We start from the raw sequence: 21,859 nt of genomic DNA on the forward strand, positions 1-21,859 counted from the left end.
TCTCTTTACAATGGAATATACAAAGCAGGATTTAATACGTTTTGGGGACGTTTATAAGAGCCGTTGTGTAATTCAATGTGAAGATGGACTCCAGTAACACTTCCACTTGCCCCCATCGCACCCACAACCTGTCCTTGCTTAACAGTTTGACCCGTTGTTGCTATTGTTTTGGAAAAGTGAGCGTAAACGGCTACAAATTTATGACCTCCAACTACGTGTTCAATGTACACATGATTTCCCCAACCACCTCCACATTTACTTAAGAGGCTTCCGTTATTCGTGCATCCGGAATACTGTTTAATTACTTTTCCATCTGCCATAGCCACTATTGGGGTACCTGTACTATTTTGAATGTCAGCCCCATAATGGAAACCATTTTTCAAATTTCTAGGGCCATATTTAGAAGAAATACTACCTACTGCAGGACGCATAAAGGAACCAGGTGCCAATGCTGGTATTTTTCCATCTCCAGCTGCATAGGAGGAAGAGTTTTTTAGTTCCATTGCTTTATTCTTTACTTTTGTTACGTAAGTGTCGGAATGGTTATATGCCCTTATTGCCGAATCTATGTTTTTGGAAAACCCATTTTTGCTTAATAGATTAGCTGTTGAAAATATAGCATCTACTACGTTCCACGGATCGGCTTTCCCATCCCCATTACCATCTACTCCTAGACCACCATATTTCTTTATTTGAAATGGATCAGTTTTTATAGAAGGTGGAATATCTGCATACCCTACGCCTCCACAAGCAGGATATGACCATCCAAGCCAAGTACAAGGCATAAACTGTGTGTGTCCTTCAGCACCTACACTAGAGATCATGGTAGGGTGAGTAGAAAACCCAGTTTCTACGAAGTGAATAGCTGCTATGTAGTACCAATCCACTTTGTATTTCTTCTCTGCAGCAAGGTAATACTCCATAAATTCTAAGGGCACTCCTGCTCCAGGAGTTACAACACCGTCAAAACCAATAAGAGAGTTTCCAGTCAACCAGCCTGTATAATTGATGTATCCCCCTGTAACCTCATACATCGCTTCAACTATTAGCTTATCCTGTAATCCATAACCAAATGGCTCTTGTGATAGGACACGATCATAATAGGTATAATCTTCTGTTTCTACTTCGTCCACTAAAAAAGTATGAGAGCGAGATTTTCTAGTTACTGTTGTAGTTACTGGAACTGCTTCATATTCATTGGGGATTACTTTTCCATCTGGTCCTGTTTTTTCTCTTGACTCATAGGTAGTAGATGAACTAGTAGAGGTTTGCCACTCCGTTGTATAAGGAGTAACAGTTGCCTCCATAATTACATTCCAGGCTTCTACATATACCAAAGGTTCAAGAATAAAAGGTATCTTCTCTGTAGCCGTACTACATGAACCGTCTACACAAGTCGTTATTACATTTTCTATATGTCCCTCATATTTTTCATAAGTAAACAGCGGTGCCAAAGTTTTTGCCATTATAGAAGCTGCTTCTTTTTCTGACACTCCATATTCACCTGAATCGTATAATTGTAAAGCAGCAATAATTAACTCATGAGGTACTCGATACTTTACTTGTTCAGGACGTGACATATCTACAGTTGCATCTGCTACGGCGACGATATGATTTCTTAATCCTAAAGCTTCCTCATCCAAGGCTTCAGGAGCGTTAGAATAAAACAGGGTGACAATCATATAAATTACCAACACTAGTAAACCCACAGCAGCAATTCCTAGTAAGACTGGACCTCCTATGTATGCTAGTGCACTAACAAGTAATTTTGTAAGAGCTACAGCAGCCTTGACGGCTAATTTAGCCGCCAATTTTGCTGCTTTCTTTGCAACAGCTGCTCCTTTTTTACGAATTAATTGTTTTCCTTTTTGTTCAATTATCGTGGGTTTCCTTTGTTCTTGTTCCTCATTATTCATCTAATCACCCCAATATCCCTTGTTTTCTTCTAACTGAATCAAGGTATTCTCTGCGAGCAACGGAACGACTTGCATGTTCCTGGTACTTAGATGGCATTATCTCGTCTAATCCCACGATAAGATCATCGAAACGATGTGTGGAGTAATAAAATTTTCCTTCACTTGTTGCAACTGCATTTAAGCTATTAGGAATACTTTCTGGTTTCAATTGAGAACCGCTAACTGTAACTGGTATTTGAATAGTCTCATTCGAACCCATCCGTGTATCTCCTGCAAAAATAGGTGATACTCGATAAGTAATTCCCTCTTTATTAGCCGTAACAAATTGTCTATTTTTCTCCATTACTACTTGTACGTTTTCAAATCCTTTACTTCCTAAATCTTCAACAGAGAACTGACCACTCTCTACTTGGTGGTTAAATATTGGTAATTGGGCCTTCTGAATTGGAGCAGCTTTCATAGAACCTTGAACACTATCACTTAATAAAGAAACTGGATTTTGTGTCACTTGCACTCTAGAAGGAATTCTAGCTCCACCACTATCTAATCGATATGCAGATGATTGACCACTTTTGGAAGCCATAGGCATTAACGAATCGTTACTTACTTGTAAGTCCTGATATACGACTTCCCCTTGTTTCAATCCACTATGACCAGCACCTTTTCTAGATACCATTTGAGTCGTGCCACTCTTTGTTTGTACTTCAATATAAGAACTGTCTTGTGTTATAACTTGGCGAATTGCACCAGGAGCAACTTGAACATTGCCATTGGAATCTGTAACCGTCCTAGCCATTTGCATTACTTCACTAGGCGTACTAATATTTTCTTGTACACGTGACATAAATGGAGAAATGGAAGTAGCAGCCTGTTTCCCAATTTGGTAGCCTTTGACACCCATAACTGTACCTAATGCGTAACCACTCATATTTTGTAATTTTTGTTGGGCTTCAATTACTCCACCTTGTTGTTGTACAACCTCAGAAAATCCGCCTTGTACTGCTGCTTTTACCTGTTGAGTGAAACTGCCCCCGCTATTTGTATTAAGTGCTACAGAAGCACCCTGTGCTGCTGACGAAGTTACTTGTTTTAAAGAAGCAAAACCTGTTGCTCCAGAAACAAAAGCAGCTGTATTACTGTTCGCTATTTTACCCATTATGCTACTGGAATTGGCAGTCATTTGTAGACCCTTGTTAGCTGAATTTAGACTATCTGAAAAGGTTGCTACATTGGCTGAATGCACGTTTCCTTGATGATTTTGTTGCCAATCTCTAGAAGCATCATTTTCACTAATACCTTTAGCCGTTTGAGAAGAAATATAACTTTGTCTCATTTGATTCGTTTTCTGAGCAGCTAAACCTCCAACAATGAATCCTGTATTTGGTTTCCCATCTGCCCTCATCAGATTAGCACCAGTGACATGATTTATTGCACTATCACTCGCACTGATAAGTTCACTTGCATTACCTACACCTTCCATCCCAGCTACTGCATTGCTCATATGTTTTTGGAATCCTGCTTTTGAAATTGGTTCTGTACCATTCACGGCATTCCTTGAAACATACTGATTCCCTATGTCAGCAAATGCATTTTTCATCTCCGCTTTTTTACTTGCAAATGCATTGGAACGTTTGGCTAAGTAATCCTGAGTATAAGCTTGTCCGTTTAAATTTTCTTTATCATATGCTTCATTAAATGATTGTTGGTTAGCAGAGCCCCAATTTTCAGCCATTGCAGAGGAAGAAGCATTTACCATAGCATTACCACTAGCCATATTTCCGCCACTTGATTTAAGAGAAGCTATATTGCTTTTAGCCTGCTGTTTAAATTCTTCTTTCTTCGCTGTTTTTATATCATTAAAATGGGATTCTAATTCCTTAGGTGATGCATTCGGAAACCTTTCTTGTAGATCACTCATGACAGATGCTTTGTGTGAATCTGCCCAACTAGTTGTCTCACGATTAGCAATAGAGTTAGCCAAACCATCTTCAAAGCCTGTATTTTGCAGACCTTGCTTATTTTTAATAGCTTCTTTCCCTTTGCTTATTCGATCTCCGATACCTTGTACCAAAGCAGCTCCTCCTCTACCTACTGCTCCTCCGACTATATCTCCACCAACAGTACCTATACTTGCACCTGTCATAGAGGCAACTGGACCTAGTCCCATACCTGCTATTGCTCCAGCTGCTCCCATAGTAGCCTTTCCTGCTCTACTAAAGATGTCACCAGCTTTAAGCATCTTGTCTGCTTTATAAGTAGTACCTATATCGCTACCAGGATTTGACCCTAGCGTATTTTTTATATCCTTTGGATCTCCATTTTCACCTTTTTCTCCACCAATTTGACCTTTGGCACCTTTTGCTGCACCTTTTACAGCATCCATTACATTTTGGCCACCCATTGCTCCTTTGGCAGCTCCATACACACCAGCAAGTGCTCCCATACCCATCATAGCTCCTGCTTTAGATAGAGTGCCTTGCATACCGCCTCCCATTCCTATTAGTCCTCTTAGACTTTCTGAAATAGGAATAAAGATAGCATAAAGGATAACGGTTTCTATAAGTCCATCGCTAGTAGCAGAAAGTGTAGCGACAACCCAAAATACAAAAGCATGAATTGCTTGCACAAATATAGAACCGATAAGCTCCTTCATCCAAGAACCAGTAATAGGCTTGAATTTAGGGTTTAAATAGAACACTAACATTAATGGACCCATGGCCATTAATATAATAAGTGTTACTTTACGCATAAAGTAATAAAAGTTAGCCCATATCATTAATCCAAGTAATACTAATTGAACTAACAAAAACCCTAAAATACCTTCCAGTCCATCATCAAACTGTTGGTCATTTAGTGTATCTAGATTACTTTCATAAGATCCACTAAATATACTTACTACTCCTCCATTAATTTGGAAAAGTAAATCATAAAATGTCTGTAGATTAAGTAGGACAATCGAAACTATTCCTAAGTCAAAAAAGAAGTGTATCATCTCATTACGACGACCAGGATTAATGCTAGCCTTCGCTATACGCATTGCATGAACTGCTATAAACGCGATTAATACGAATCCTGCTATGGTGGCTATTGAATAATAGACCGGCACTAAAGCATCTGTTAAATCAGAGGGATGAAAAGTACCCCAGACCAATTCACCGTTTCCTGCTTTTCCGAATACTAATTCTTTGAGAGAGTTAAGAGACTCAAATGGTTTCTTGATACTCTCCACGATCCAAACAAATATAGCCTCTAAAATATCATTAATTTTATCAGCAACAAATTGCACTTAATTCCCCCCTTTCCCCAAAATCTTTATCAAGAGGACCTACTCATAAACTGTCTACGTTTTTTGGACTCCGCTAAGACCGCAGCATTACTTTCAATAAATTCTATCTCTTCAGCAGATGGATCGGTCTGTAAATGTACAGATGAACGGCCTATACGTAAGATACCTTCCCCTTTGTCTGGATTTTGGAAGAGGATATTAAGTTCTCCTTTTGATAAATCAAAATTTTTCTGAATTTCTGCAAGGTCAATTTTATTTTGTTTTAAGAAGAAATAGGAATGTGTGTTTTGTAAAATCCCTCGAGCTTTCTTAGACTCTAAAATACGGACAAAATCCTGTGAGGCAATTCTAAAGCCACCATTTCTTTTTCTTGCACGACGGGCGATATTCTCACCAAATGATACAGTTTGTTCATTATCAACAAATTTCCAAAATTCATCAGCATATACAATTTTCTTTAGCATCTCATTGTCTACGTTTTTCATAAAATATTCCCATGTGTAGTTTAAAACGACATGGTAAGCTATGGGACGTAAAAACCCTTCATCTAAATGCTTTAAATTAAAGTTGATCAGTCTAGCAGTATGAATATCAATAGAATCTGTATTTTTCCCTAAGTAGGTTTGTCCATCAAATATTGGTTTAGAACCGTCTCTGAGGAAAGGCCTAATTGCTGCTAATAAACGCTCCGCATTGTATTCATTTTTGTAGTGGTCCAAAAGGTAATTATAAACATCACTAATAGTTGGTTCTGGTTTTCTTACCATGGATTGAATTATCTTTCCATCTATATCTTGTATTCCTTTTTCATATAAGGAAGATGGGTGAGTAGTATAATTAAATCTATCTGGTCCGAATAAATACTTCATTGCTTCTTCAACGAAATTACGTTCGAAAACATTTATTCCATCATCTTCTTGGTTTTTACCTCGACATATGATGTCAAAGAAGTCAATTGTTTCATTAATTTTCTGTCTTAAAGGCACAAAGGAAATATACTTTTTCCCATCCTTTTCAAAATACTCACGAGCATCCTCATCCTCCAATAGCTCTAACTCTTCGTCGTCCTCTTCATAAGGTATAGTTGTAACATTCATTGCTAAAGGATTCAGGACTATATCACTTTCCTCTGATAAGGTGATATTCACGCCTCCAAGCCTTTTAACAATAGAAACAAATTCTCCCTCAATGTCTATTATTCTTGAATAAACTCCTAAACCAGTTGTCTCCCTTGCAAGGAGCAGTTTCATTCCTAACGACTTACCTGAACCTGATATTCCGAATATAGCCATATTATAATTATCCGGACGATAATTCTGTGTTCCAAACGCATTAAAGAACTCTTTTTGACCGGTTATCTTATTAATACCGATAGGTATACCGCCATTAAACCGGCCATTACCACTGATAAAGGTTGAAAAAGTAGAAAGTGCTCTTCTGTCTATATTCCGTACAGAGTCTTTAATTTCGTTGTTACTGAATGGCGTAACAGAGCGAAGACCTTTCTTTACTCTTCCCCAAGTGGAGACAATTTTCATGTGTTTGGAAGACATCGAGTCCTCTATAAACTCACTGTACTTATCTAGTTCCCTCTCAGAATCTGCATACATAACTCCTTTGACAGAAACTAAATAGGAATCATTTTCATTAAATTGACTTTCTTCCATAAGAATCTCTGTATCCTCTATTTTTGTCCTATTATCAATGACAGAATCCTGGTTTCCTCTTTTCAATTGAAAGTCTAAATTAGCTTTAATAATTGTATTTTGTTTTTGAAGCATCCTCATAGCTCCACTTTTAGAGAGTTTATGAATGTCTATCATAAGATCCGTTTCCCCAGTTGAGGTAAGGGTAGAAATCCAGTTGGTCATTAATTTACGAGGATAGCCATCTCTTGGAATATAAAAAGGACGAAAATATGTTTTTGTACCAAGTGATTGCTTCATAATTCCGTGATCATCACAAATTTTATTTATCTTTATTCCTTCCGGAGATATGACATCCCAAAAGTCAGGTTTAATATCTAATGGAGTTTCTATACTTTCTTCCAGTTCACTTAAAGAAGGTTCTTCAGAAGTGGACTCGTTTGAATCAATATTATCCAGCTGCTTGTTCGCTCTTTTCTCTTTCTTCTTTTTGAACACGCTCTAACTCCCCTCTCACTTTAATAATCCGTTTAGTTGGTGTGTCTGCAGTTACATATAGAGATAGCATTTCATGTTCCTCTATATCGCTATAACGATTCTTTAAAGCTTTTCGACGATTGAAAGCGTAATATAGCACTTCACAAATTCCATCTGTACTCAGCAATTCAACAAACACATCTGCTCTTCTTAACTGATTTTTAGCAGTAGTGACTCTGCGGTATAACTCTTGAAAGGCTTTGTCTATTATTCTTTCTTGCATATCGTCTTCCTCATGAAGTTTTATATCATTTGGATCCACTTGCATTTCAAACAAAATGTATCTTTTTGTATCATATCTGGGAGTTGATTTCTGCCATAACTCCAAGTCTCTAATCATATTTTGTCCAAATGTACGTGCCTCCTCATTCAAGGTATCTTCTCGTTCCATTGTCTTTTTAATCTCTAAAATCGGTTCAGTTAAATCAACAAACCGATTTTGAAGGTATTGACGTACATCATAGCTAATCTGAGCAGTCCAAGTTTCAATAACTGTATCTATGGCTTCTTGTTCATCTTCATCCAACAAAAAGTAATTGACGGATTCTACCTCTGCCATCATTACAAAGCGATTGTCAGAAAAATGAATCATGTGGTTGGCAACTGTTTTCACATTAGGAAATAAATCACTAAAAGGTGCTGCTTCCTCTTCCTCAAGAGGATTTGTAGATGACTTGTTTTTCTTATTCTTTTTTTTAGGCTTCGGAACAAAAGCTGAAGCTTTCTTTTCCTTCCACGGTAGGATTGGTTCTTTTAAAAGAATCCTGACCAAAATATAGCCTGCTAGAGATATTGCCAATAAAAAGAGAATATCTTTCAAAAATTTACCTCCTATCTTCCTTTTCTCCAGGAACCGTATTGTGTCTTTCTAGTCAATTTGATGTAATAATAGTAATCTCGATTCATGTTGTATTCTTTTACTTCGTAAAATCCTAAGAAACCTACGATAGTAAGTACTGGTAATGCGGCGATAATGGTTACTAGCAAAGCGAGAACAATACCTAAAGGCAATACAAACATAAATAGTTTTGGCACGTATGAATACAACACCAGTATTCCTACGACTAAATATAAAACCTGCCTCTTCGATACGATTCCTAGTATTTCTTTCTGTTCACTTGACATATCTATTGGTACTTTCTCAACTCTCAATTATGTGGCTCCTCTCTTTTAGATTAAAAAAGCATCTTCTCTTGTATTAAAAGAAGAGAAAATGCTTTTCCTTTGGAGTAGATACCCTTACCCCAGACCAGTAGCCCATCCAGCGATGTCGTACGATTTGTAAAGTACAAAGATACCTATAATAACGAACACAATTGCACTAATCCCAACGTTACGTTTTTGAGGGTTACCGTTACTTCCAGCTAACGTAAGAGCAGCTACAATCAACCAAAAAATACACCAGATAACACCAATCATAATGACAACTCCTAATGCGGAGTTTAGATCGTCATACAGGCCGTCTATACTACCAGTATCTTTGATACCTGCATCAGTGAAAGCCTTCTTAACATGGGCAGATGCACTTTGGGCAGAGATAAATAATGCCAAAGCTGCAGCTGAAATTGTGGTTCCGATTCCTTTTACTAAACCTTTCATCAACTTACCTCCCTTTTGTATCTGTAAGTAGGTTAATAAAACAAAAAAAATACCCCACTCTAAACATGCAAATTTAACAAACACGTATAATACGTGTTGTTGAAACATGTTTAGAGTGGGGTATTCCCATTCGGTTTTATTAACTTGATTCCTATTTTAACTAACTTTCCTATTTTGTGCAATATCCTTTTGGAAAATTATATATCTAGTAATTTACGTCTTCTCCCCTTCAGAAAACAACTTCATAACAAACAAATCCTATAATAAAATAAAGCTGTATTTAAGGACAATTCCTTAAATACAGCTTTATTTTATTTAATTATTGCTTTAATTTGTCAGTTTCGGTTCGCTGATAGCATTGAAGCTATAATTGAGACTTTTTTTATGATGAATAGTAAAGAACTGCTCATAGCCCCGTCCTTCAATATCTTCAAAAGATACGATAAATTTATATTCCCCTTCGCCCCAATTCTCGTCGAAGAATATTGGTAGTTTGACTTTCTCCATAGTGGCTAATACAAAAGGAGGATGAAGGTATATTCTTTTTTCTTCCCCACCTTCAATCACACAAACAGATAACTGAATGTTTCTTGCGAGCGAAGGTGCTTTTTGTGTCATAACTAACCGTATAAAGTTGTGATTAGCACGACGTAACGATTCAACTCCATTACCAATACTTTCCTCGATCCATCCAGACTCAATAGACTTATGATATTTATTGGGGAAGTTAGAACTAAATCTTTTATTATCATTATTGTTTGAGAGGGTTATAAAACCATTAGGAGGATGAAGTTTTGTTTTATGCAAACTCATATCTTCATCAAGAGATACCATTACTTCTATATACGGCATAAGAGCTATTCTTGAACGCTCCTCTTGAAAGATTAAACTTTTTTGATTCTGAATAAAAATCTTTTCATTTTGTTTAAAAAACTTCATATTTTGGCTTAATGTTAAGCACACTGCAATTAAGGTTGCTGCCCCTCCAAGATAACTTCCCCAAAACGCTAACCATTCAACATTCCTTAAATCTTTTCCCGTATTTAAATCTCCATATATAAAAAAGATATTTAGACACACAGGAAAAAATAAAATCAACGTTAAAATAGGAATAATCCATTTATTATCTTTGTAAAATTGTCTCATCTATTCTCCTCTTTTAAATTATGATTTTATTGATAGTCTTACAGGAATAGAATAACAAATTATAGTCTAGTTTCTTCCAATAAATTACATTCTATTAACCTATGTTCAAAGTCATAAATAACCTTATCCACCCTACTCAGTTATAAGTGACTCCATTCGTTACTTTCAGTATATTTTCACAAATCTCTTTATTGTAAAGTTAAATCATCAGCAAAGACCTCAAGTTCATAACTCTTCATATCATGAGAATCTAAAATGTCTCTAAAGTATTCCTCTGCTTGTTCTTTATATTGTGTTTTTTCAATTCTAACTGTAATGACTTTTTCTTCAGGACTTAAACCCATAGCTTGTACAGTAAATTCCTCTTGTGCGTCCTCAAAAATTTGACCAGAAAACATCTTATCAAGACCATTTGCAGTCTCGTTCTCTTCAAATTCATTTTGTACGATAAAGAGGATAAATCCAGATACAACTATACATAATCCTATAATTACCTTCTTCAAAAACATCACCTCCAAACTTTAATATCTATTCGCCAAATATCTATTATTACCTTCTTAAAGAAACCTGTTGCGTTAGTTTAAGTGAAATCCTTCACAATTTATAGCTATTTAAACATAGGTACCCAAACAAAAAATCACCTCTCATTTAAACTAGAGAGGTGATTTTGACGTTCTTTTATAAATATCAGTAACCGACTTTAATGTCCAGTTACATTATAGTTGGTAACCCAATGTTTTTCTTAATGTTATCGTTTCAACAATACAATACGCAGTAATTCTATACTGATGAGCGAATATTTAACTAAAGCACCCTTTAAGTAATTTCCATTATAAAGTTTATCAATAACCACTATTATTTCAATCAATGTTCCAATTTTTATCAAAAGGTATAGAGTGAATGAGTCCAACTGAAGTATCTGTCTTCCCAACAAGCATATAGGCTTGACCATCTCTAAACACTAACGTACCAGTTTGTTGTTGTTTCTCTTCTTCCGTTAATTGTAATTCAGTTGCATACTCAAGTCGGATGTCTTTAAACCTGTAAATTTCTTTCCATCTTTCAATGTTGATATTTTCTCTATTTGATATAGCTTCAATTATTTGTTCAGCATCCTGTAGTAGAATTTCGTAATTATACGGATAGAGTAGTCTGATGTTTTCAAGTGTTCTTCCTGTGTGATTTTCTCGGTATACCTCATTGAATGCAATTGTTATTTGAAATGTTCTATTTTCTAAAATATGATATACGCTCATAGCTGCAATATGCTTGCTATCATCTACTACCTTGTCAAAATGCCAACCTTTATAAGTATTTTTAATTTTTTTCAATAAATAAAGGTTTGATATTGAACAATTAAAGCCATCATTATCAAGGTGCTCAATTATATAACCCTTACTATATGATTCTTTTCGAAATTTTTCCCCGAAATAATAATCAAATGATATTTGATGTAATGATTTCTTATATTCATTTGAATACGGATATTTGTATGTTTCTTTAGCTTCATCAGTAGGAATTCTAAATCTTGCATTTCTGATTAAGTCATACATTTCAGGAGTGTAGTCTACAAAAGCTAGTTTCTTCATCCTAATAATGTTAATAGATATTTTATCATTCCATACTTCTAATGTTACTTGTTCCTTTTTATCCATAAATTAAAAAATCTCAACCTCCCTTTAATACTGCAATAAATTCCCTTAATTATAACATTCATAACCATCAAAAAATCACCTCTCAGTATACTAAAGAGGTGATTTTAAAATTTCTTTATAAATATCAGTAACCGACTTTAATGTAAAGTTACCAACTTTAATATCTGGTTACCAACTATAATGCAAAGTTACCAACTTTAATGTAACTGGACAAATCAACATTTCTTAGAAAATTTTTTCTAAACGTGGGTATTTACCATTAAGAAATAAGTCATCTATTCCTTTACCATCTTCTTCATTCCAAAGAACCATGTTAGCTGTAAGATTTCTATTTTTTAATTCGAGAATAAAGTTTCTCGTATGAAAAGCGACATCAGGATTTGTCATTAAATCCATATCAATTGCAAGGTTTACATGTTTAACTTCCATTTTTTCTAGCACAGGAAGTATATATTTCCAAGTATTTATACCAGGTATACCTAGTACAGTATCCCCTAGTACTTCAATTTCTTCTTCATTATAGACTTTTGGAAGGTGGTTAGCTGTAATATCAGCTTTTAATCCTCCTTCTGTTATCCATACTGCATTTGTTTTTAAAGCTTCTCCTGTTTCCCATCTTTCTAACCTCGATGTAGGAACTGCTACATGGATTGGGAGTGGATCTCCTGCTCCAGTGCCATTTACCTTATTAGCGGAAGACAACCAAAAATAACGTTGCCCTTTTTTCATTCTAATAAATCCATAGTTACTACCATGGTAGATGGAATGGCTTTCCCCTACTTCTAGTTGTATTTCTTTTATAAACTCTTCTCCATCTTGAATTCTAACTAAGTTTGGCTGTTCAACAACAAAGGCTTTCAAATTTTTAAAAGAACCTTTATCAATTACTACTTCATTTGGAGGGTTATCTACTCGAACTTGAAAACCAATAATTTGATTTTCCTCATTACGGTAAGGAATCATAATGCCATTTTTTCCCGATACTCCCCATCCATATTTTGCTTCAAAAAAACCTGGTACACCTTTCAAATATTCAGGTGCTATTAAATCACCCATACGCTTTACTATTGTAAAAGTATTGTCTGGTAAACTCTTATAACCTCTAACTTTTATTTCATTGACTGTCATTTTTCGTTGAACACTTAACAAATGATTCAGGTGATGGTCTTCTAACGATAAATGATTCAATAGGCATCTATATACGTGATTTAATTGCCCGCTCCCAGCTTTAATGTTGCCTTCTATAAATTCTCTTTTCTCCAGTTTTCTCTTTTCTTTTAAATAATGAATCCAAGAAGGAAATTCTACTGAAAAAGGTTTGTCACTCTCTGTCCGAATACAAACAACCATATTTCCATTTTCATGGATCATACACCCTCCAGACTTATGGCAAATAGGGCATAACTCTCTTGTATACTCCAACCAACCTTTTATTTTGGTTCTTCTTAACGTTTGCATTAGCATAACACCCTTTCCCTAATCTTTTAAATAACTCTCTTAAATTTTTCTTCTATCGGCGGAAGAGCAGTAACTATGGCAAATTTGGTCTTTTTAGTAAAGTCGTATCCTACTACCACCACCATAGGTAATCCATCTTTATCTACTCCTTCTATTAATGCACTTAGCCTGTTCCGATAAGTTTGTAGCCTCGTTATCTCACCATTTAAAATACACGAAATCAAATCTGTTTTGGTATAGCCACGCTTTGCTATACGTCTTAATGTGTGATTAGTTAAACGTATACTGTCGCCTCGTAGTAAAGCTTTCTTAATTTCTTTGATTTCCATTTCTGTTTCCTCCTTTCTAAAGAAATAAAAAAACAGTCCTGGAACTCATTTGTAGTATACATAGGCATAGCCATACATATATTCCACTCTGAGTCCAAAGACTGTTATTGTTTATCACCGCAGAATTACTCGAATGAGTAATTTGCCAAAAAAATGAAATAATTAATCTACAGTGAATATAGCATTTATTTAAGTGAATTTCAATAACTTAATCAATCGAGTGAATAGGCGATCCTTTGTATAATAAGGAATTTTTTCATTAATAAGAAAATCAGAACCGAAAATATGTTTCGATAAGTCTGTAAAAGGTTTAATTAATATTTCTTGAACCTCTTGATGATAATAAAGGGGAACTTTCTCATAATAATTTCTCATAGTTTCTTCATGTAATGAAGGAATCTGAGTCAATAACGGTATCTTTAACTCTAGGCTTAATCTCTCTACTTGGGAGAACTTATATGTCTTATTGAATATTAAATAAAATGGAATATGGATTTTGGACTTCAGAGATTGTATATATTCGTCCCAAGCTAGGTACTCCTGAGCAGCATCATCTACTAGGATCCAAAGTTCATCTAAATAATGTAAAGAATCCTCTGTGTACACGGTCATTTTTCCTGTTGGCAAATCCACCAATGTTACGTCAATAATATTTGTAGCAGTCATATAGCTCTCTAAAGATTTCGCATTCCATTCATACTGGGGATCCATTGTATCTAAAGGTAAAAACATGACATCTCTATACTTCCATTCCGCTTCAGTTGTTAATCCATCCGAATGAATTGCTTTAGCATAACTACTCCAATTAGCAGGCATAGTGGTATACCTTTGTAACCAGCTTTTAAGGGCATGCCTTTCTGTTAACCCTTCTAATACCGCAGTATACACTCGATTTTGAGCTAAAAACAAAGAGAAATTAATCGCAAAAGAGGTTACGCCTGTACGCTGTAATGGTGACCAAATACCGATCTTCTTGTGCTGTTCCCATTTATGTTTTGCAAATACTTGTTTTTGTAAATCACGAGACCTTTTAAAATAAGGGTTTTCCTCGTAGATAACGGGTATTTCGTTATTGATGGTTGGAATTTTTGTGTCAATTACTTCTTTTTCTATTTGTTTTGTCTTCTTTTTCATCTGAGCTACTTCATAAATAGATTCTAAATTGTGAACATCATAGTTCTCGTTATCCATAGGGTATGTGAAGTTAGTATTACCACCGCCTAGTGTGCCCCCTACTTCGTCTTTCTTTTCAATAGTTACGTCAAGGCCAGGATTAACCTCACCATGATTATCTGCTTTCTTTTGTTCTTCCAGGTGTTGTTGCGTTATATTTGCTGTTGCTGGTTGCGATTTCTCTTGATTCATTGTGCGAGTAGAAGACTTTGCTGATTGTGAACCTATTACTAAATTTCTAAATTCCACGGAATTTTTAGCAGAGTCAAGGTAATTAATCATTCCCAATATATTATTGAATTTTATTACATGGTTAGTCCCTTTTTCTTCTACTGGGCGAATATGCTCTAAGTTTCCAACCAGTAACATCATGGCATTAGAAAGTTTCTTATACAAATACTCATATTCCCCTACCAGTGAAACCATATTTGAAATAAACAAAGCAGGGTTAATAGAATTTTTATCTTTACACCAATCATGATAAACTTTTTCAGAGCCCAAAAAATCATAGTCTAAGTGATTTGCTATTAGTAATTTTTCTATCTCTTGTATTTCATACTCATTGGTTAAAGGAGATAGATACACCAATGCATAAGATTTTCGTGTATTTTCCATAAAACATTTCTCCAATCTTTATTTTTTAAAATAAAAAAGCCCATACTACGCCTGTTTAAACAGGTTAGTATGAGCAGTACATGCTTTTCCGATATTTAGATTAATCCCACTATATCATATTTAAAGATTAATATGGTAATGATTTTATAATCTATGTCTTGTGCTTTTCTAACATCATTTGTTAAAATGAAGATATAACATTTCTTTTTATATTTTTTGCAAGCCCTCTTTATGAGTGGTTCTGCGGTGATGAATAACAAAGGTCTTTGGACTATTAGTGTATATAGCTTTTTTTGGCTATCCGACTAATTTTCCAAAGGCCTTTTTTTCGTTTCCTTAAAAAGAATTGTTAAAAAACCGGGAGGAAGGGTGTTATAGATGGCCGATGCTATCACTGAATCACAAAATGTATTACAGAGGTTAAAAGAGCCATTCAAACCAGAATTAATCGAATGGAGAGCAACAGCTGCAACTGAAAAAAACGGAAAACTAAAAGTACTTGTTGTTCCTTATGTGAATGCAAGAGTTATAGCAGAACGTTTAGATGAAGCAGTTGGAGTGTACTGGAAAGACAAATATGAAACAATCTCAGTAAGAGATTATACTGGTTTTCATTGTACTTTGTCTCTCAAAATTGGAGACGAATGGATTTCTAAGCAAGATGCTGCTGAACTCCCTGTAATCGAACCTATTAAGGGCGGTTATTCTAGTGCTTTTAAAAGAGCTGGAGCTAAATGGGGAATCGGTAGATATCTGAAGGATTTGCCCGATTGTTGGGTAGAGGTACGACACGAAAAAGGTCCACACTCTGTTGATGGGAACTTTAAGGTAAAAGGTAATATTCAACAGGTTAAAGGGTACTTTAACACCCCTTCTTTACCTAATTGGGCGTTACCTAATAATGAAAAAAATAATCACAAAAAACAAAGCCAACAGCAACAGCAACAGCCAAGTGTTGAAAATAATGATGACCAATCAAACGTATTAGATAAGTTACAAGCAAATGTACATTCAGCTCTTCAATACCTTCAAGTACCATTAAATTTGGTTCCTCAGATTTTAGAGAAGAGCGGTTATAAGCCTGTTCAGTTAGAGAAAGCTTCACAAAAAGACTTAGAGAATCTTCTTCCGTCACTTGAACCAGCTTATCGATATGTCGAGTATTGTAGGAACAAATTAAATCTTACGGACAGTCAAATGCTCTATTATGCAAATATTAATTTAGCACCGTTGATACGGCAACAACTAATTCACATTTATGAATTAGCTTTGTATCTGACACCAGAGTTAACAAATACAACAATAATACTGGCTAAAGAAGACCTTGCTACCATTCAAAAAGTGAGCTAAGGAAGGTTCTTTTGCTAAAAGAGAGTAACGGAGACAGAAACAGCACCTTGTTTCGTCTCCTTTTTATTTTACAAAGCAGCAACCAAAGATGATTTGAGAGGAGAAAAATAAAATGAAATTTACAGTCCCTAATAAACTAATAACTGAGGTAATCAGCAAAAGCGGAAGATTAATGAATGCGAAACCACAAAATCCAATTCTTAACGGTGTTCTAGTCCAGGTTAAAGCAGATTGTATTATCTTTACGATCAGTGATGGAACAGAAAACCTTATTCATACGATACCAATTAATGAAGAATCAGGAATCGTAATTGAGAATGAAGGAAAAAGCATTCTCCCTAAAGAGGCTTTTACTATAACTAAAAAATTAAAAGGAAATATTAGCTTTGATTTACAGGATGGAACGGTTAAAGTCACCGAAGATAAAACTTGTTTAGAGTTTTCTACTATGGAAGCCGATGAGTTTCCCAAAATTAATATGGAAAACACAAACAATGCTATCACTTTTGATGGGGCAGACTTCGAGAACATTGTAAGGAAAACGATTTATTGTGCATCTACAAGTGATTCTCGACCAGTTTTAACAGGAGTGAATATGAAATTTGGCGAAGAGAATACCTTTGTTGCTACCGATAGTCACCGACTAGGTAAAGTCATACAAGGTGCATATACAGAAGAAATTAGTATTACTGTACCTGCCAATCTCTTAGATCATGCATTAAAATCTTTTGATCTCACCCGCTCCGTAGTTATATTTCCTAGTCAAAATCAGATTGCACTTGCTAACGGTCAGACTCTTCTAACTTCTACATTGTTAGAAGGTAACTATCCAGATACTTCTCGATTAATTCCAAAAGAATTTTCAGAGGAATTAGTAGTGAATAGACAAGAGTTGATTGATACATTAACTCTACTCCTTTCATTAGCAGGCGATAGTGTTCCGATTAAATTAAAGGTAGGTACGTTGTTTGCTGAGTTTTCAACTAGTAGTTCTATTTCAAAAGGTGTAAAAGAAATAGCGTTTGAATCTTGGACCGGAACAGATGGATTTACAATCGGTTTATCCGGTAAATATGCCATAGCTGCCCTTCAAACATTAAACACTAATTCAGTAAAAATCTCTTTTACAGGACAATTAAGACCTTTTGTTATTACTGCTGTCACTGAAGAACCAGTTGAAGATTTACATCTTATTTTACCTGTGAGAATCAGTTAACTAAAGACTAGGGTTTTCTCTAGTTTATGAGGAGGATTAAAAATGGTTGATTTTCAACTATTTACTAACAAATTGAACGAATGCTTATTAGAAGATGTTCCTGACTTGTCCCAAGCGACTTATATTTATCACTTGGCACACAACCAACCAGAAGTTAAGAATATAAACTTTGAAGCAATTAATCTGTGTAAATTAAAGAACATCATAAATAACTTGGAAGACTCAATTATTTATGAAGATGAGGACGGCAATGTACGTATTTCTTCGGAATCTGCTTTTGGCCGTGTTATTAATTTAGGATATAAAACCGTTGGAATGGAACTAGCAAACTTAAAAATTGCTCCCTCCACCATACGTTTTTTATAGGGAGGAAATAATATGTTATCAATGGAGGAAATCTATAAAACCAAAGCTTATCTTAATAACTTGTATTTATGCAAACTAGCACATATGCAAGGGTTAGATGTTAAGGAAATTCTGCATCATACCTCTATTCAGCCAGATGATTATTCAAATGATGAACCATCATGGGAAGCTTTTTTAAAAATTTCCCAGAATACTTTTGAGGTAATGGATTATTTTTTCCCAGAAGAGGATGAGCCTGATATTTTTTATTGGTTAGAGCTTGCTAGAGTTCCTATATCTAAAACTAAGCATTTATATTCTTTTGTGTTAATCATTTTGGACAGCCAATTATTATTTGATATTCCATTAAAAGTGGAATCCGCTTTAAGTGAACTTGGTGGTCAGATAACGATTTACCCTATCGATGAAGGTGTAGTAATAATAGCGGATACAGACTATGGGACAGTTGACTGGGCCTTGCTGTATGACACGTTATTAGATAAGTATCGCAAAAATGGTGAGTTTAAGAAGAATCTGGAGCGTGAATATTATGAAGTGGTTATTTGAGTTTACCGATTTGCCTAAGAATCCTTTTTATCCAATCGTAGCTTATCAAGAATTAGACAGCGGAGAAAAAAGAGGTCCTTTTTATCTGAGTATAGATGAACTTATACGAGCTATGAGAGAAGAAATGGAAGTTGATCATGAAGAAACAGAATATTTAATACACGGAGAGGCAATCTGCTCCCCTGTGTTACCTAAGAATGTGATCAATTATGCCACTAATAAAGAGCAAACTAAAGAACAAATTACTATTGAGTTACCTAAGCAACAATTTGATATAAAATACCAAAATACTAATGCTGAAAACATCTTTTTCTTGGGGTTCCCTAGAATGGTTGTTCAATTTAGTTTGGTTAAACAAGAGAATTCTAAAAGAAAGTTAGTTGATACCAAGATATTTGCAGTATTGGATGATGGTAAACCAATTAATGAAGAGACCCCCCTCTACTCGTTTCCATATACCAACGTAGGTAAACAGAATGGAGTTGTATGTTGGGGAAGTAATACAGCTCTGTACTTAGAGGAACTATCTGAACTTAATCGTGCGTTTCAAATGTTTATCTCCAGTCCTTTTAATGAAGATAGAGGCGTACGAACCACTCATGGGATTGGTAATTTCAGAAAACTAATCGATTGTATTGAAGGGCTACCATTTGATGATGAGTGGCTAATACCGATAAATCAAGCACTCAAAGATATTTGAGAGAGAAATAAAGAAAAATTAGCGTGAATATAAACTGTAAGCCCTCACCTTATAGGGAGGCATGAGAGGAGAAATTATAATGTCAGAACAATTCGACCTATTTTCAATGTTAGATAAAGCACAAGAGGCAGATGCACAAAAACAAAAAGAACGCGATGAAAAAGAAAGAAATGAAAGACAAGAAAAAATAGCAAAACAGAAAGCTATAGCAGAACAAAAATCAGCAGAAGTTGCGGAGAATAAAGAAACAAATAAGAAGGAAAGCAACAATAAAAGTGATAGTAGCACGAAAGAACCTGCAGCAAAGGTAGAACCATTTGCTCCAAATGAGGCAACTATCATCCGTTACTTTGGAGAAAGTATAGAAATTACAGAGTATTTCAGCTCAGAGGAACTTGCAGAGGGGTTATTAATCCACAAAAAAGATGAAGAACCTACCCGTGCCCCATTAACAGCTGAGTTGCTTCGCCAAAGAATGGAAAAGGTTTTCCCTGAATTGGTAAAGGATTATACAGAAATGATTTTTTTAGCCAAGAAAAATTTAGTTATTCCAACTATGAAAGCTAAAAAGAAAGGGAATTGTAGAGTGTTGCCATCTGGCGACACTTTCCCTTTGCCTAAAATTCCTTACAAAATCCTATCAAACTTCATTAGTGTTGCTAAGTTATACGGGGAGCATGAATTAGAAGTACATGCTGATATATATTATCAAAAACATACGAAATCTTTTATTTTGGATTTTCCTCAACAAAATATTAATAGATACAACGTGGAAGTGACGGAAAGTAGTAGAGAGCTAGCAGAAAGGTTTATCGATGCGACCAAGATATTAGAAATTCATTCTCATCACTTGTTTGCAGTGGCACCCTCTAAGCAAGACAATGAATCTGAACGAATACCAGGTATGCTTTATGCAATTGTAGGGAGAATAAATAAATATTTTCCTGACTTATATATTCGCCAGTTCATATCAGAGAGTATAGGTCATAAAGAAAAACATATGGATGATATTTTTGAGAATCCATTTTTAGAGTTACCAAACTATGAAGATAGTAAAATCGAGGTGATTTAGTAATGACTGAATCAATCAAGATAAAAGATAAGGCTAAGAGTAACTATACACCCTATAGAGGCGTTTTTTATAACATATTACAAATCGGCTCAGGTGGGACAGGTGGATATTTAGCTCAACATATTAGCCAATTAATTGGAGTATCAGAAAGCCAAGCAAAATACGTAATAGCGGATCCTGATATTATTGAAGAGAAAAATTTGGGTAATCAATTGTTCTTAGAAGAGGAAGTGGGACTTAAAAAGGCGGATGTCTTAGCAGCCCGATATTCTCATGCTTACGATTTAAGAATTGGTACTTATAGTGAAAAGTATATTGAAAGTACAAAGGATATTGAGAATCTATTTTCCTCGGAGTACTATCAATATCCTTACAATCAGATGAGAGTAAAAATTTTAATAGGAGCAGTTGATAATAATTACTCCCGAAAAATTATGCATCAGTATTTTATGGAAAACAAACCTTGTATCTATATAGACGCTGGTAATGAGGCTCCTAAAATGCCATCGGATTGGATGAACAGACCCAAAAATGAGTGGACCAAAAATGAAATTGAAGAATTTAACGCAAGTGGTTGGACTGGTCAAGTAGTTACTGGAGTCAACTTTAATTTATTTAAACAAGACCCAGTCGCTAAAGTATTCCCTGACATTTTAGAGGATACAGATGAATTACGGCCAAGTGAGCTATCTTGTACAGATTTAACGGCTAGCGAACCTCAACGACTTATCGTTAACAAGTTTGCTGCAATGGCAATAACGAGTATATTAACAGAAATAATTGAAGAGGATACAATTTCATCTCATATGACTGTTTTTCACGCAAAGAAAAATAATATGAGATGTACACCTATTAAAAGCAGCAACTAAACACGGTTACTGGTAGAGAAATTTAATCCATCCAAAATTTCACAGATAATTTTTCACATATAAAAACACCTTCGATTCTACACTTTTAATTAATGTATAGATTCGTAGGTGTTTTATATGTCTTAATATTTCAGGTTAGTCTACTTGTAATTCGACCATTGTGCTGCTCTTGTATTCTTTATAGTTTTATCCTATGTTTTTCAATAATTTATTTACTACTTCTAATCCGTACCGATAGAAGTTCTCTTCCAATTTTGTAAATCTAATTTCTTCCAACTCGTTTATTACTAAAATTTTCAACTCTTCTAATTCAATAGGAAATATTGATGTTTCTAACCTACTTTGTAATTCAACTAGACCATATTCTTTCTCTTTGAATT

General features: G+C 35.0%; 19 protein-coding genes. 7 read left to right on the forward strand and 12 right to left on the reverse strand.

Translation table 11 applies throughout. The annotated features are described in order from the left end of the window. Positions 1–5: 5 nt before the first annotated feature. The 12 genes from MHB55_RS21965 to MHB55_RS22020 all read right to left on the reverse strand — a co-directional run bounded on the left by MHB55_RS21965 (position 6) and on the right by MHB55_RS22020 (position 15,360). Complete coding sequence (locus tag MHB55_RS21965; RefSeq protein WP_340845203.1) at positions 6–1,916, reverse strand: peptidoglycan DD-metalloendopeptidase family protein; 1,911 nt, start codon at positions 1,914–1,916, stop codon at positions 6–8. Between the two features lie 4 nt (positions 1,917–1,920). Further along, complete coding sequence (locus MHB55_RS21970) at positions 1,921–5,202, reverse strand: hypothetical protein (protein WP_340845202.1); 3,282 nt, start codon at positions 5,200–5,202, stop codon at positions 1,921–1,923. 29 nt (positions 5,203–5,231) lie between these two features. Further along, a complete protein-coding gene (locus tag MHB55_RS21975) occupies positions 5,232–7,346 on the reverse strand; it encodes a VirB4 family type IV secretion system protein (RefSeq protein ID WP_340845201.1) in 2,115 nt (704 codons plus the stop codon). Next, positions 7,300–8,205, reverse strand: a complete 906-nt coding sequence (locus MHB55_RS21980; protein ID WP_340845200.1) for a hypothetical protein — start codon at positions 8,203–8,205, stop codon at positions 7,300–7,302. Before MHB55_RS21980 ends, MHB55_RS21975 begins: the two co-directional genes overlap by 47 nt. Before the next feature lie 11 nt (positions 8,206–8,216). Next, the gene (locus MHB55_RS21985) at positions 8,217–8,537 is read right to left on the reverse strand and encodes a PrgI family protein (protein ID WP_340845199.1); all 321 of its coding nucleotides are present in this window, start codon (positions 8,535–8,537) and stop codon (positions 8,217–8,219) included. Between the two features lie 87 nt (positions 8,538–8,624). After that, positions 8,625–8,984: a hypothetical protein gene (locus tag MHB55_RS21990; RefSeq protein ID WP_340845198.1), complete on the reverse strand. Its 360-nt coding sequence runs from the start codon at positions 8,982–8,984 to the stop codon at positions 8,625–8,627. 327 nt (positions 8,985–9,311) lie between these two features. Then, complete coding sequence (locus tag MHB55_RS21995; RefSeq protein WP_340845197.1) at positions 9,312–10,130, reverse strand: hypothetical protein; 819 nt, start codon at positions 10,128–10,130, stop codon at positions 9,312–9,314. A 188-nt stretch (positions 10,131–10,318) separates the two neighbouring features. Then, on the reverse strand, positions 10,319–10,633 hold the full coding sequence (locus tag MHB55_RS22000) for a hypothetical protein (protein ID WP_340845196.1): 315 nt from the start codon (positions 10,631–10,633) through the stop codon (positions 10,319–10,321). Positions 10,634–10,990: 357 nt separating this feature from the next. After that, positions 10,991–11,785, reverse strand: coding sequence for a hypothetical protein (locus MHB55_RS22005; RefSeq protein ID WP_340845195.1), 795 nt, complete (start codon positions 11,783–11,785; stop codon positions 10,991–10,993). A 225-nt stretch (positions 11,786–12,010) separates the two neighbouring features. After that, positions 12,011–13,156 carry a hypothetical protein gene (locus MHB55_RS22010; RefSeq protein ID WP_340845194.1) on the reverse strand — a complete coding sequence of 382 codons (1,146 nt, stop codon included), beginning with the start codon at positions 13,154–13,156 and terminating at the stop codon, positions 12,011–12,013. 113 nt (positions 13,157–13,269) lie between these two features. After that, positions 13,270–13,572: a DUF4258 domain-containing protein gene (locus tag MHB55_RS22015; protein ID WP_251553723.1), complete on the reverse strand. Its 303-nt coding sequence runs from the start codon at positions 13,570–13,572 to the stop codon at positions 13,270–13,272. A 189-nt stretch (positions 13,573–13,761) separates the two neighbouring features. Then, positions 13,762–15,360, reverse strand: a complete 1,599-nt coding sequence (locus MHB55_RS22020) for a hypothetical protein (protein WP_340845193.1) — start codon at positions 15,358–15,360, stop codon at positions 13,762–13,764. Positions 15,361–15,738: 378 nt separating this feature from the next. Here MHB55_RS22020 and MHB55_RS22025 point away from each other — a divergent pair, with 378 nt between their 5' ends. From MHB55_RS22025 to MHB55_RS22055, 7 genes are all read left to right on the forward strand, one after another. After that, positions 15,739–16,710 (forward strand): Rad52/Rad22 family DNA repair protein, encoded by a 972-nt coding sequence (locus MHB55_RS22025; RefSeq protein WP_340845192.1) that lies wholly within the window; start codon positions 15,739–15,741, stop codon positions 16,708–16,710. 112 nt (positions 16,711–16,822) lie between these two features. Next, positions 16,823–17,926: a DNA polymerase III subunit beta gene (gene dnaN / locus MHB55_RS22030; RefSeq protein WP_340845191.1), complete on the forward strand. Its 1,104-nt coding sequence runs from the start codon at positions 16,823–16,825 to the stop codon at positions 17,924–17,926. A gap of 42 nt (positions 17,927–17,968) precedes the next feature. Next, a complete protein-coding gene (locus tag MHB55_RS22035; RefSeq protein WP_340845190.1) occupies positions 17,969–18,292 on the forward strand; it encodes a hypothetical protein in 324 nt (107 codons plus the stop codon). A 12-nt stretch (positions 18,293–18,304) separates the two neighbouring features. Continuing rightward, positions 18,305–18,838 (forward strand): hypothetical protein, encoded by a 534-nt coding sequence (locus tag MHB55_RS22040; RefSeq protein ID WP_340845189.1) that lies wholly within the window; start codon positions 18,305–18,307, stop codon positions 18,836–18,838. Next, positions 18,822–19,538 carry a hypothetical protein gene (locus MHB55_RS22045; protein WP_340845188.1) on the forward strand — a complete coding sequence of 239 codons (717 nt, stop codon included), beginning with the start codon at positions 18,822–18,824 and terminating at the stop codon, positions 19,536–19,538. Before MHB55_RS22040 ends, MHB55_RS22045 begins: the two co-directional genes overlap by 17 nt. 79 nt (positions 19,539–19,617) lie before the next feature. Next, positions 19,618–20,610, forward strand: coding sequence for a hypothetical protein (locus tag MHB55_RS22050; RefSeq protein ID WP_340845187.1), 993 nt, complete (start codon positions 19,618–19,620; stop codon positions 20,608–20,610). A gap of 2 nt (positions 20,611–20,612) precedes the next feature. After that, entirely contained in the window at positions 20,613–21,479 is an 867-nt protein-coding gene (locus tag MHB55_RS22055; RefSeq protein WP_340845186.1) for a ThiF family adenylyltransferase, read from the forward strand. The last annotated feature ends 380 nt before the right edge of the window (positions 21,480–21,859 follow it).

The organism is Psychrobacillus sp. FSL K6-1267, assembly GCF_038003265.1.
In the GTDB taxonomy this organism is placed as follows: Bacteria; Bacillota; Bacilli; order Bacillales_A; family Planococcaceae; genus Psychrobacillus; species Psychrobacillus faecigallinarum.

Excerpts from the sequence above, each read along its gene's own strand:
- MHB55_RS22050 (WP_340845187.1), top strand. The coding sequence starts at position 19,618 with ATGTCAGAACAATTCGACCTATTTTCAATGTTAGATAAAGCACAAGAG.
- MHB55_RS22015 (WP_251553723.1), bottom strand. The coding sequence starts at position 13,572 with ATGGAAATCAAAGAAATTAAGAAAGCTTTACTACGAGGCGACAGTATA.
- MHB55_RS22040 (WP_340845189.1), top strand. The coding sequence starts at position 18,305 with ATGTTATCAATGGAGGAAATCTATAAAACCAAAGCTTATCTTAATAAC.
- MHB55_RS22055 (WP_340845186.1), top strand. The coding sequence starts at position 20,613 with ATGACTGAATCAATCAAGATAAAAGATAAGGCTAAGAGTAACTATACA.
- MHB55_RS21995 (WP_340845197.1), bottom strand. The coding sequence starts at position 10,130 with ATGAGACAATTTTACAAAGATAATAAATGGATTATTCCTATTTTAACG.
- MHB55_RS22005 (WP_340845195.1), bottom strand. The coding sequence starts at position 11,785 with ATGGATAAAAAGGAACAAGTAACATTAGAAGTATGGAATGATAAAATA.
- MHB55_RS21990 (WP_340845198.1), bottom strand. The coding sequence starts at position 8,984 with ATGAAAGGTTTAGTAAAAGGAATCGGAACCACAATTTCAGCTGCAGCT.
- dnaN (WP_340845191.1), top strand. The coding sequence starts at position 16,823 with ATGAAATTTACAGTCCCTAATAAACTAATAACTGAGGTAATCAGCAAA.
- MHB55_RS22035 (WP_340845190.1), top strand. The coding sequence starts at position 17,969 with ATGGTTGATTTTCAACTATTTACTAACAAATTGAACGAATGCTTATTA.
- MHB55_RS22045 (WP_340845188.1), top strand. The coding sequence starts at position 18,822 with ATGAAGTGGTTATTTGAGTTTACCGATTTGCCTAAGAATCCTTTTTAT.
- MHB55_RS22010 (WP_340845194.1), bottom strand. The coding sequence starts at position 13,156 with ATGATCCATGAAAATGGAAATATGGTTGTTTGTATTCGGACAGAGAGT.
- MHB55_RS22020 (WP_340845193.1), bottom strand. The coding sequence starts at position 15,360 with ATGGAAAATACACGAAAATCTTATGCATTGGTGTATCTATCTCCTTTA.
- MHB55_RS22025 (WP_340845192.1), top strand. The coding sequence starts at position 15,739 with ATGGCCGATGCTATCACTGAATCACAAAATGTATTACAGAGGTTAAAA.
- MHB55_RS21965 (WP_340845203.1), bottom strand. The coding sequence starts at position 1,916 with ATGAATAATGAGGAACAAGAACAAAGGAAACCCACGATAATTGAACAA.